The organism is Gimesia sp. (genome assembly GCF_048262075.1).
GTDB lineage: Bacteria > Planctomycetota > Planctomycetia > Planctomycetales > Planctomycetaceae > Gimesia.
The window spans coordinates 248,024-259,992 of sequence record NZ_JBLXFK010000003.1 but is presented as its reverse complement, the minus strand read 5'-3'; the positions used below and the strand labels follow the sequence as shown (position 1 = coordinate 259,992).

At 53.3% G+C, this 11,969-nt stretch carries 6 protein-coding genes; 4 read left to right on the top strand and 2 right to left on the bottom strand.

The genetic code is table 11. The features are described from left to right. Positions 1–11 precede the first annotated feature (11 nt). Positions 12–1,376: an OprO/OprP family phosphate-selective porin gene (locus tag ACN0YH_RS08450; RefSeq protein WP_417379129.1), complete on the bottom strand. Its 1,365-nt coding sequence runs from the start codon at positions 1,374–1,376 to the stop codon at positions 12–14. A gap of 392 nt (positions 1,377–1,768) precedes the next feature. Between ACN0YH_RS08450 and ACN0YH_RS08445 the strand changes: the two genes are divergently transcribed. The 3 genes from ACN0YH_RS08445 (at position 1,769) to ACN0YH_RS08435 (ending at position 4,603) form a co-directional block, all read left to right on the top strand. Next, positions 1,769–2,074, top strand: coding sequence for a hypothetical protein (locus ACN0YH_RS08445; protein WP_417379128.1), 306 nt, complete (start codon positions 1,769–1,771; stop codon positions 2,072–2,074). Positions 2,075–2,158: 84 nt separating this feature from the next. Further along, entirely contained in the window at positions 2,159–2,404 is a 246-nt protein-coding gene (locus tag ACN0YH_RS08440; RefSeq protein ID WP_417379127.1) for a LexA family transcriptional regulator, read from the top strand. A gap of 273 nt (positions 2,405–2,677) precedes the next feature. Further along, a complete protein-coding gene (locus tag ACN0YH_RS08435; RefSeq protein ID WP_417379126.1) occupies positions 2,678–4,603 on the top strand; it encodes a pyruvate kinase in 1,926 nt (641 codons plus the stop codon). 556 nt (positions 4,604–5,159) lie between these two features. On the opposite strand, the gene ACN0YH_RS08430 is transcribed toward ACN0YH_RS08435, so the two are convergent. Beyond that, the gene (locus ACN0YH_RS08430) at positions 5,160–6,500 is read right to left on the bottom strand and encodes a hypothetical protein (protein ID WP_417379125.1); all 1,341 of its coding nucleotides are present in this window, start codon (positions 6,498–6,500) and stop codon (positions 5,160–5,162) included. 551 nt (positions 6,501–7,051) lie between these two features. On the opposite strand from ACN0YH_RS08430, the gene ACN0YH_RS08425 reads away from it, so the two are divergent. Continuing rightward, entirely contained in the window at positions 7,052–11,839 is a 4,788-nt protein-coding gene (locus ACN0YH_RS08425) for a glycosyl hydrolase family 8 (protein WP_417379124.1), read from the top strand. Positions 11,840–11,969: the final 130 nt, after the last annotated feature.

The following is an 11,969-nucleotide window of genomic DNA, read 5'->3' as shown; positions in this document are numbered from 1 at the left end:
GGTCCGTTTCCTCAATAAATGTACTGCAGACGTCCGCCGATGACATCGATAGGGAGATCGTCAGTGGTCGCGTTATTAATGAAGCCGTGCACGTAATCAAATTTGACGCTGAGCTGATCACTCAGGTACCAGTTCACCGCCAGTTCGGCGGAGTTCATGCGTCCGCCCGTCACATTTTTATCGTTCAGATTGAGGAAGGTGCCCCGTGCGGCCAGTTCCCAGGCGCCCCAGCCGCCGTCAAAAAAACTGTGCAGCGGTTTGACGGAATCAAAGACGCCCGTCTTGCGATTGTAGGGTTTGGATTCTCCCGTAAAGAACCAGCCGGCCTGGGCATAACCGCCGTAAAAGACCAGCGGGGGGCCGCCGATCTGATTGACCAGGGCATACGTAAGTTCGGCCTGATAATTGAAACGGCCATGCGAACCCGCCAGTTCGAAGTTAAACAGGTTGACACTTTCTGCGGGGACATTACCCGTGTCAACGAGTTGCGGGGGACCTGATGAATTGATGCCCGGTTCCTGGTTGGTGAAGAAGCTCAACTTGGAATCGTAGCGAACCATCTTATTAAACGGCTGCAGGACGCTGTAGTTCAAACCGGTGTGGAGCAGATTGCGACCGCCGTCTTCGTACCAGTGCAGATACGTGGTTCGGGCAGCGACTCCCTGGCCGTCGGCGTTGTGATTCAGATCGAAGCCTCCCCTGCCGACGAGGAAGCCGGCGAGTGACCAGGTACCCCGTTCTTCTTCGAGTGTGCCATCTGCCCAGATGCCGACCTGCCGAAATGGGGAGAAGGTAAAAAAGGGAGCCCGTTCGGCAAAGGTGAAGTTTTTGGAACTGGTGAGTGCTTCCATCTGGAAAGGGACTTTCGTGGTCCCGACAACCAGGCGATCGGCGTAGGGACGGTCGCGGAAATCCAGGTAGACATCACGTGCCGCGGGAGGGGATGTGGCGAACTCGACATCCATTTTGTAACCGACGTCAGTCCCGAGATCTCCTGTCAATGCGAGCCGCGCACGCCGGACGGCGGTGCGGTTATTAATATCACCAAACGCTGCCATGGACGCCGGCGACTGTTCGAAAGCCGCGGAGTCGATCTGGATGAAGCCACTCAGTTCGCCGGTCGGGTAATCGCTGTGCCCATCCAGGACGGGCACACAGGAGAGTGTGTCTGCGTCACAGACAGGGAAGGGACTGATGAACGCCGTTTCGCTCGGCAGCGAATCGGTGAGCGGTGACGGGAGTGCATCTGCTCCTGGTTCCTGTGCCAACAGAGGATTGACACTGAGCGCGAGACAACATCCCAGCAGCGACAACCAGCGTCGTAATTGACGGGGGTGTCGGAACACATTTCTCGATTGATCCTGCTGTCGTTCCATCGGGCGGGATTTTGTGTCTGTGACCGTATTTGTAAAGAAAAATGAGATCGAATCTGCTGCTGAGGATCTTCCCTGAATCCGGTCTGGCACGCGCAGGCGCAGACCGTGTCCGCAGAAACAGTGATGCTTATTTTATCGGTTGCGGGAACTGGAGAGCTGCATAGATTGGAAAAGCGAGTCCGCGTACTTTGCTGAAAAGCGGCGGAAGCGAGAAGATTGTGTGAACGGCCGCGGAAACTGTGCGGGTTATTCCGGTTGTATGTGGGGTGAATTTATTGACGGGCTGTTTTACTCTGGTATGATTTTTGGGGTTTGAAGAGTGGCTCTGTTAACAATACCGATTCAAAAACACAAACTGTCTTTTCTGTAAACCTTGTTCGTGTGAGACCAGCATGGGAATCGACTTGCTTGATCTGGTGTTTCGGGTTGAAAAACGGTTTGAGATTAAAATTCCCCGGGACGAGGTGCATCGGCTTCTGCATGAGGGGAATACTGCTGATCCGCCGGACAATCTCTGGACGGATATCCGCGTGGGTGATTTTATCGCTTTAATCGAAACTCTGGTCGCGGAACAAAACCCCGAGGCTGCGGTGGATATCTTTGCAGGCGTCAGGTTGGATATTATGGACTGTCTGCAGGTTGAGGAACAGGAAGTGACTCTGGACGCCTGGCTGGGACGTGATCTGGGGATGGAGTAGCATTCTGATTCGGTGATGCTATATAATCACGGCGATGATCGGGAACGATCTGTATTTCAGGTACCATTATTCAGAGACCCTGCGATGAAAAAATTAACCGAGCGACAGAAGCATATTATCAGTTTTATTCGTGTGTTTACCGCCAAGATGGGGTGTGCGCCGACGGTGCGGGAGATTGGTCAGTCGTTTGGAATTAAATCGACCAATGGGGTCTCGGATCATCTCAAGGCGATTGAAGCCAAAGGCCGACTGAAACGCAATCAGTTTATGCCCCGGGGGCTGGAAGTCGTGGAGAATCTGCGAATCCGGTTCTGCGGCGAAGTGCAGTAGTCGACGGAACATTCTGCATCATCTGGTGGCATCAGGAAACAGAAAGCGAACTCATCAAAGTTCTGCTTTCGAAGGTTTCTGAGCATTGATACCGGTCAATATTGTGAAGTCGCTCCGGCTTTGTTTTGTTAATTTTCTGTGAAGTTGACAAGTCGTGGCTCAATGTTTATAGGAGCGGACCGGCAGATCGATCAGAGTAGAAGCTGTCTCAGGAGCTTCCGGGGCGACTCAACACGGGAGTGATTACCGGGGGTCTTTCAGAGAGGATGTCTTTTGACTGAGGAACAGAACGACGAAACGAAGCGTCTGGAACACGCGGACTATGAATCGATGTTCCATGAACTCGCTGCGATTCGCTCGGGGATCCTGGCGGAAGCAGCGCGATCAGAGTCGCTTCTGGATGAGGTGTATCCGGGATATCGGGAGAGTGCCCGTAATCTGTTACATTATCTCACGCTGCGGCATCGGGATCTCAGGGCCTTGCAACAGCGACTGGCTGCGGTGGGGCTCTCTTCACTGGGGCGGGCCGAGTCGCATGTGATGGCGACCATCGATGCGGTGCTGTGCGTTCTGCAGCAATTGATCGGGTCATCTGTGAAATTCCCCACGCAGGATGTGGACTCAATCGATTATGCCACCGGAGAGCGACTGCTGGTGGAACATACGGAAGCCCTGCTGGGGCCATCGACCTCCGGGCGCTGGGTGCGAATTATGGTCACCATGCCGAGCGAGGCGGCAGACGATTATCAACTGGTGTATCAGTTGCTGCAGGCAGGGATGGAATGCATGCGGATCAATTGTGCGCACGATGATTCTGCCTCCTGGTCGCGGATGATTGAACATCTGCAGCGGGCCGAACGGGAACTGGGAAAGTCCTGCCGGGTTGTGATGGACCTGGCAGGCCCCAAACTCCGCACGGGACCGTTGAAACCAGGACCTCAGGTCATCAAAATTCGTCCTCGCCGCGATCAATATGGAAGGGTGACAGAGGCGGCATGCGTCTGGTTAAGCTCCGTGGAGAATCCCCGGATCTCCCCGAAGGAAGTAGATGCGAGTCTGCCTGTCGCAGCGTCATGGTTGAAACGTCTGCAGCAGGGCGATCAGATTAAATTGCAGGATGCCCGCGATTCCCGACGCAGTTTCACGGTGACGGAGGTCAGTGAGGATGGTTGCCGGGTGGAAGCGGTGCAGACGACGTACCTCATACCCGGTACCAGGTTGCGACATGAGAGGGGGATGGCTCCAGAAGAAGACTGCGAGACCCTGGTCGGTGAATTACCTGCACGGGAAAACTGTCTCAATTTACAACGGGGTGATCAGCTGATTGTCACCCGCGATCTGGAACCAGGTGGTGATGCGCTCCGGAATGAGGCGGGGCAGGTAACGACTCCGGCCCGAATCGGGTGTACGATTCCCGAGGTGTTTGACGATGTGCATGCAGGGGAGTCGATTTGGTTTGACGATGGCAAGATAGGCGGCATTGTGGAACAGGTAGAGCGTATGCAGGCGGTAGTGCGGATTACACAGACGCGTCTACAGGGCTCAAAACTCAGGCCGGACAAGGGGATCAACCTGCCCGAAAGCAAACTCAGTCTGGCTGCGTTGACGGAGAAAGATCTGGAAGATCTGACATTTGTGGCACAACATGCGGATGTGGTTGAGTTGTCGTTTGCCAATCGTGGTGCGGATGTGGAATTCCTGCAGGCGCAACTGAAACAGCAGGCAGGTCGATTTCCTGCCATTGTATTGAAAATCGAGACACGGAGCGGCTTTGAAAATCTGCCGGACATGCTGCTACTGGCGATGCGTTCGTCCTGCTGTGGAGTAATGATCGCTCGCGGCGATCTGGCGGTCGAGTGTGGTTTTGAGCGAATGGCAGAAGTTCAAGAGGAGATTCTCTGGATTTGTGAAGCGGCTCACGTTCCCGTCATCTGGGCGACGCAGGTGCTGGAGACACTCGCGAAAGAAGGGATACCGTCGCGTGCAGAAATCACCGATGCTGCGATGGGACACCGGGCAGAATGTGTGATGCTCAACAAAGGACCGCATGTGCTGCAGGCGGTGAAAACACTCGATGACATTTTAAGAAGAATGCAGGCACATCAGACCAAGAAACGAGCGATGCTTCGCGAACTGCGACTGTCGACGCATGCCGTTGATTTGCATGTATCGCGTGACATGGATTCAAAGAGTTCTTAACCTGTTGCAGAAGCGGCCCGGTTGATGCAGACGCCGATGGGTTTACAGCTTCAGACCTGATCAGTCCATTCAGGCATTATCACTGGTCACCTGTCTGGCAGGCATTTTTGATCGCGGTCTGTAAAGCTCTGAGAGACTCTAAATCAGGAGTGGAATCGGCGGGATTACTGATCGACTCAGATTGGTCGCCACATCCGGAAGCCAGCTCGCGTCACATTTTAATTATCGCGTCTCTCAATCTAATATACTCGGGCCAAACAGTCCTGGAGATGCAACAGTAAAACTGGACACTGCCTAAGGTGAGGATTAACAACAGTGAAAGAGATTCGTAGAACGCATAATGATATCCAAGAACTTGAAGTGTATGAGTAATAGAGACGTGCTGAAAAACGGCTTCCTGAAAACGAGTCGACTTGACTTCGAGTTGTGGAAGAGAACAGAATGCCCAGAGCTGTTTTTTAAAAGCGTACTTCTGAAAGGTCAGAATGGGGGCCAGTGTCAGTGACATTTCTGTCAGTGGTACTTGAATTCAGTGGTACTTGAATTCAGAGGTACTTTAATCCTGTATGAGGATATCGCGTCGTTTTTTGAGCCTGCCATATTTGTTTTCGCCGACCAGCCAGACCTGCATCTTGCCTGCGGTCTGAATCAGATTGGCGGGAATGTGCACTGTTCCATTCTGCCGATCCTGCTCTGTCACATAGATGTTGTGATAGTCATAACTGTCTGCTTCGTTTACCAGCAGTGCCATAATGACTTTCATGTTGTCAGAATTGATCTGCAGTTCCCACGGTTCCGTTTTCGAGGCAGTTTTTGCGGAGATACTGAAGTCGAGATCACAGACGGAGAACTCGCAGGCCTGACTCAACGAGTTATCGTTCATAACGCAGTGTGCGGTATAATCACCACTGGTGGAAAACGCGAGTTCGATCACGCCTTTACCAGGCTGGTTGATTTCCTGGACTATTTTATCCCCCCGTTTGACGACCAGCTTTTTTACGCCTTGGTCGTCTCTGTCCATGATGTTGATTTTTACTTTCTGATCTTTGAAATAGGGAACCCAGTCTCCCCGATCGAGCAGTAAAACCCGGTTGATAACTGGGGTTTTGGCGTCTTCCTCATAGTTGGGGAACAGGAATGACTCTGCTTTATTCTGGCCGCGCCAGGCATCCAGATCGGTGATGCGAAACAGTTTCCTGCCTCGCGCTTTGAGGTGACTGTTAAAGGTCGAGGCAGAGCGGTTGCTGGTTTTGGTCGTGAGGGGACGGCTTTCTTCCACACGGACATGCGTGACTTTTCCTTCAGCGTCTCTGGTGACTCTCGTCACAATTTCCACGTGGGAACCTGGTTGAGGAGGCGTGAAAATGATGTCTCCCACCTGTGCCGCCTGGGCTGTCTGGGGGGCAACCAGCCTGACGCCTTCGCGATAGGGTGGGTTATGCAGGCGGCTGACATACCAGACGCCGCACTGTAAGGCATAACTGGTGTAAGAGGAGCAGACTTTGCCGTAGTAGCATTCCGCATTGGCAACCTTTCCATACAGGTTTTCGGTGTATAACACACTGTGTGGATTTTCGACGGCTGCCAGAAAGGTCTTCAAATAAATATCAAAACCGATATAACGGCCCACATATTTTACGCTCGAATAGGGGACGCCCGTGTATTCTTTACCGGGTTCGAAAGTTCCCCTCCGGCGCGGCATTCCCTCGGCAACGGGAGTCCATTTCACCTGGGACATGATCCGTGCATAATCAACCCCTTTTTTCTGCCAGGCTTGCAGACGATCTGCGTCTGTCTTTTCTGCCTGTAGTTCTGATGCGGTGGAAATGTTCTGCAGGCAGGTGAGACTGACGAATAAGAAGAGCAGTATGAGGGAGAACCGCGAAGGTAAGTTCATCGAATAAGCCTTTCCGATTAATTTCGATACGTAACCTGGAATTCCACAGATAAGCAGTCACCAACGTAAACGAATCCACATGTGAATTCAACGCGAAAGTGACTTCCTGGACTTCACGACTGACCGGATCATATGGATTTTGAGTGATCGACACGTCTTTCTGGGCGGCTGCTTTTATGAGTCTTCAATAAATTTCAAATCAGGTCTGGACAGGGGGCTGGTGACTATGGTTACAATCGAACTGTTCCGAGCCGGGATTGGTTCCCGGTTCAAATCCTATCTTAATATCTCGGAAAATGCTGTTTGATCTGGGCCAAAACAGCTTCCGCGCCAGGATATCCTGGGCGTGTGAGAGCCTGTGGTGGCCTGCCTGTGTTGCGGTCTCTTCTCGCGCCTTTTGATAAACAGTGTTACGGGGAGTCTAACGCGTCTCAGCATTTCTATCTCCGAGACTCGTATCCATTCCTTCACTTTCAGGTTGATTCTCAGCTTGAAGCGTCGCACTGTTCTGGCAGAGACTGAAAGGGCTCTGCGTTCGCAGAGTTGATGCGATGACACGACTTTACGCAACACTTCTGGAATGGTTCATTCAACAGCACGGCACTCCCAGGCGGTCCCGAGCACAGGCAGCGAGACAGATTGAGGCGCTGGAGGTGCGGACGATGCTTACCGCCCATCCACTGGCAGATGCGCCCGATGTGCAGTTTGAAGTGGATCAGGACTGGGGCTCCGGTCGAACAGCCAACCTGATTCTCAACAACGACGAAGCAACTGCTTTTACCGACTGGCAACTGGAGTTTGATTTCAGTGGCGAGATACAATCATTGTGGAACGCCGAGGTCGAGAATCTGGGGGGAGGCCGCTATCGCATTACGCCTCCCAGCTGGGATGCTACTTTGGATGCAGGTGAGTCGCTGGCGATTGGACTGGTTGCCGTAGGTGCTTACAGCGAGCCCAGCGGGTTTGCATTTAACGGGAGTGGAAATCCCGTTGATCCAGATCCCGACCCGGACCCGGATCCAGACCCCGATCCTGTGGTGAATGCGCCGAATCAGCCGAGCGTCAGTGTTCTGGCAGACCAGGCTTCAGGCGGTTACCGTGTGACTCTCAATCTATGGGCAGGTTCGGCTGCGAATCACTGGAAGTTGTACGAAAACGGCGTCGTGATTCATGAAGCAGATCTGACAGGGAACGCGACCCCGCAAACGGACAGTCTGTTGATTACGAATCGGGATTATGGTGTGTTTCGCTATCAGGTCGAAGTCAGTAATGCGAACGGGGCCACTTTGAGTGACGAAGTCGCGTATGTGGCGGGAGGTGCCAGTCTGATCAGCATTGAGGGAGTTGACAGTGCCGGGCAGGCCTTACAGGTCACCATCGATCAGGAAGTCGCTTATGAATACACGCTGGCTTCCTCCAGTGAGTCGAGTCAGTTCAGTGTGGCTACCAGTAATTCGCGCGCCATTACCGCTGAGATCATTAACGGGAATACATTGCGGATTACCGGTCTTGAAGCAGGACGGTCGTCGGTGCGGATTACCGATGTCGAAAGCGGCGAAGATCGTTATATCGGGTTTCGCGTACGTACGGCAGAGGGAGCACTGCCGGGACTCCCCGATTATCTGACCATCGGTTCGGTCAGTGAAGACACGACCGGCGATCTGGCATTCTGGCAGGATTTTGATGACAGCGATTCATTGACCGGAAAATATGTTGACTCGCGGTATATCTATCTCAATGGCGGGCCGATTACCGGCTGGCGGAGCTGGGACCCGGACCGCGTGAGCAGTTATGTGCGCGAAAGTATGAAGCTGGGAATGATCCCGCAGTTCGTGTACTACAATATTCCTGATGGCGGCGAGAGCTATACGACCAACCTGGAGCACATCCAGAGTCAGTCGTACATGGAAAACTATTTCCGTGACCTGAAATTTGCGTTGGATACCATTCGGACGGAAGCGGGTGATGAGCTGGTTCAGATGATTCTGGAACCGGATTTCATCGGTTATCTGATGCAGAATGCCGGCACGTCTGCCAGCGCGATTTCGGCTGTGACGAGTGCCGCTTACAGCAGCGGAGTCTTGCAGGAAGGCGTTGATCCGCAATTCGACAATACGGTGACGGGGTTGATTGAAGCAATCAATTATACCATCAGTCATTTTGCGCCGAACGTGGAGTTTGGCTGGCAGTTCAATCTCTGGGCTTCGCCTGGTATTGAAACTCCCATACCGGGCACTGGTATTGTGCATCTGACGGATACGCTGGGAATGGAAGCAGGGCAGGCAGCGATTGCCCGCGAAGCAGAACTGATTGCCGAATATTACATGGACGCCGGTATTCTCAGCTACGGGGCAGGGTTCATCTCGCTCGATAAATATGGGCTCGATGCGGGGGCGCAGAACGGGGCAGCCAGCAATCCGGAATCCAGTACCTGGTTCTGGAATAACGATCACTGGCAGAATTACCTGCTGATCGCCCAGACGCTCACGGAAACGACCGAGCGTGAAATGGTACTCTGGCAGTTGCCCGTCGGTCACATCAATGACAGTCAGGCGGTGAATCCGTATGACGACAATGGCGAGTTTGACCCGTTGAACAACACGACGCGGCAGTATGAAGATTCTGCAGCCACATTCTTTCTGGGAGATACGTTTACGGCGAGCGGAAATCGGCTGGATTATTTCTCGACCAATGATCTGGGTGATGCGAAGCTGACCGTTTCCGGTAACAGTATCACCTGGGGTTCGCATATGGAAGAAGCGCGCGCCGCCGGTATCCGACAGATCCTGTTTGGCGCCGGTGTTGGAATCAGTACCGATGCAATCGGCAGTGAACCAACGGACGATTACTGGTGGATTACCAAGGTGCAGGAGTATTATCAGAATCCGGTTCCTCTGGAGGGGAGCATCGTAGACCCTGTGGAAGTGATACCAGAGGTCCGCATCAGCGGAGCGACTGTCGCAGAAGGTATTAGCGGGACCGTGTCGGCTACCTTGACGATTTCATTGTCTGAGACAGCAACTCAGACGGTTGTCGTCAACTATCAGACATCCAACGGGACGGCAACGGCCAGTGAAGATTATGAAGCTTCCAGCGGTCAGGTGACCTTCGCAGTGGGAGAAACCTCAAAAACGATTTCGGTTCGTATTTATGGTGACAGCCAGGTAGAACAGGATGAGGAATTTTATGTGATCCTCAGCAGCCCGGTTGGCGCAACCCTGGATGCGAGTTTGTCTTCAGCGACCACGGTTATTACCAATGACGATGAGGAAGTGGTTTCCGAGAATGAATTGAACGTGACGACGCCTTATGAGACGGCGGTAACGATCTCCGCTGGTTCGTCTGGCGGCGATCCGGATTATGGTAGTCACGTGCAGACCTATGTGGACGGTACGTTATTTCCCAGCCAGTACAGTCAGGCACAGCTGGATCAGATTGTGAGCAACTACTATGACAGTTGGAAGGCAGACTGGTTGCGTGCAGATCCGGGGGGGAACGGCTACCGGGTGATCATGGATGCGTCGGGACGGACCACATCGGAAGCGCAGGGATATGGAATGCTGGTCCTGGCGCATATGGATGGATACGATCCACAGGCCCAGGCGATCTTCGATGGTCTGTTCCAGTATTCGCGGGCCAATCCCAGCGAAGGGAATCCGGATCTGATGGACTGGGCGCAACCGGATGCGTACGGAAACAGTAGCGCCTTCGATGGGGACGCCGATATTGCCTATGCTCTGCTCGTTGCAGATGCACAATGGGGGAGTGACGGCGCGGTTAACTATCTGCAGGAAGCGATTACGATTATTGATGCGATGTATGTTTCGAACATCGGGCCTGACAGTCATCTGCCGATGCTGGGGGACTGGGTGAATCCTGATGGTGGTGGGCGGAATCAGTGGTCTGTGCGTACCAGCGATTTCATGTACGGACACTTCCGCGCTTTTGAAGCAGCAACCGGAACGGGGGCCTGGAATGAAGTGATCGCCGCGACTCAGTCGGTGATGACGAAACTGCAGCAGCAGTCGGGCACAGGACTGGTGCCGGACTTTGTGATTGTCGATCCGACGACCGGGAATGTTTCGCCTGCGCCTTCAGGCTTCCTGGAAGTCAATGACCAGCATTACTGGTACAACGCAGGGCGTGTGCCCTGGCGAATTGGTGCCGACGCGATAGTGAGTGGCGATGCGGTCTCGCAAGCCCAGGCGCAGATGCTGTCGGAATTCTTCCAGCAGTCATCCGGCGGAGATCCAGCATTGATTCGGGGCGGGTACGCTCTGGATGGAACGCCGCTCAACAGCTGGAGCGATCCATTCTTCAGAGCGGCGGTTGGAGTGTCTGCAATGACCGGTTCCGATGCCGGGGATCAGGCGTGGATGAATTCTGTCTTCGACAGTGTGGCGACGACGCATTCGAATTACTATGCGGACTCAGTTTCGATGTTGAGCATGCTGGTGATGTCGGGGAACTATATCAGTCCTTCCTCAACGCCAGGAGCAGGGGGGACGCTGCAATCTGTTTCGCAACCCGCGCATGGGGAGGTGGTCAACAATCAGAACGGAACACTGACTTACACACCAGACGCCGGTTATTCGGGGTCAGACAGCTTCGTATTTACGACGGTTTCTGATTCGGGCAGCATCATCAGTACGACGGTGAATGTCACCGTGGAAGAGTTCGAGGTGATTGTTCCGGAGGTTTCCATCAACGATGTGAGCGTGACGGAAGGGGACAGTGGCAGTGCACAGGCTGTGTTTACTGTATCACTGGATCAACCGACAACGGAACTGGTGACAGTCCAGTTTCATACCACTGATGGAACGGCGATCGCTGGTGCAGATTATCAGGCGATGAGTGGTCAGTTGATCTTTCAACCCGGAGAGCTGACGAAAACGATTTCTGTGCCGATCCTGGGTGATGTGGAACAGGAAGCGAATGAAGGTTTCCAGGTTGTACTGAATCAGCCCGTGGGTGGCATCATTGTGTCTGCTGTGGGTACAGGAAGTATTCAGGACAATGATGCGCCGGCTGCGGCGGGCGCGGTGGACTTTGATGTCGTGGATGCCTGGAACAGCGGGTTTCAGGGGGCGATGGAAATTCGGAATGAAAGTGACCAGCCTATGGAAGGCTGGATGCTGCAGTTCACCTTTGATGGTGATATTACGGATATCTGGAATGCCGAGATTGTTTCACACGTTGGAAACACGTATGTCATTCGAGGGGCATCCTGGAATTCTGATATTCCCGTCGGCGGTACGATTTCCTTCGGATTTATCGGAACGTCAACTGGATTGGATGAACCGCTGTCCGACTTCGTTCTGAATGGGAGTCCGGTTTGATCCTGAGAGTAAGTAGTTGATCTGGATTTGAGAATGGGGCACTGTTAAGCAGTGCCCTGTTTTCATCTCTCGGGTTGTGTGGCTTTTCAGTAGTATGGAACTCGGGACGAAGTTGTACTCGGATGTGTCG

What these genes read in the sequence shown, in the direction of transcription:
- ACN0YH_RS08450 (WP_417379129.1), bottom strand. Translation starts at nt 1,376, where the DNA reads ATGGAACGACAGCAGGATCAATCGAGAAATGTGTTCCGACACCCCCGT.
- ACN0YH_RS08445 (WP_417379128.1), top strand. Translation starts at nt 1,769, where the DNA reads ATGGGAATCGACTTGCTTGATCTGGTGTTTCGGGTTGAAAAACGGTTT.
- ACN0YH_RS08440 (WP_417379127.1), top strand. Translation starts at nt 2,159, where the DNA reads ATGAAAAAATTAACCGAGCGACAGAAGCATATTATCAGTTTTATTCGT.
- ACN0YH_RS08430 (WP_417379125.1), bottom strand. Translation starts at nt 6,500, where the DNA reads ATGAACTTACCTTCGCGGTTCTCCCTCATACTGCTCTTCTTATTCGTC.
- ACN0YH_RS08425 (WP_417379124.1), top strand. Translation starts at nt 7,052, where the DNA reads ATGACACGACTTTACGCAACACTTCTGGAATGGTTCATTCAACAGCAC.